General features: G+C 74.2%; 1 pseudogene. It reads right to left on the reverse strand.

Going from position 1 to position 322, the window contains the following annotated elements:
- Positions 1–322: pseudogene (locus tag JHD74_RS26815) on the reverse strand (hypothetical protein); the annotation flags it as partial.

A 322-nucleotide genomic window follows, 5' to 3' on the forward strand; every position in this document is an offset into this window, starting at 1 on the left:
ATTAATCATTTTTTCCGCCGGGCTGCCGCGCCAACTGGCCGGGCTTTTGCTGGACTGATAGGTCACGCTGTCCAACCCGCCTTCCCGCGCCGAAGCCAGGCCATCCATACCCGCCACCGCACCAGACCTGTCTCTTATACACATCTGACGCTGCCGACGATGCCAACTGGGTGTAGATCTCGGTGGTCGCCGGAGCAGTAAAAAGGGGGGGGGGGGGGGGGGGGGGGGGGGGGGGGGGGGGGGGGGGGGGGGGGGGGGGGGGGGGGGGGGGGGGGGGGGGGGGGGGGGGGGGGGGGGGGGGGGGGGGGGGGGGGGGGGGGGG

The sequence above is a fragment of the Serratia sp. ASV30 genome, assembly GCF_016428815.1.
Classification (GTDB): Bacteria; Pseudomonadota; Gammaproteobacteria; order Enterobacterales; family Enterobacteriaceae; genus Chania; species Chania fonticola_C.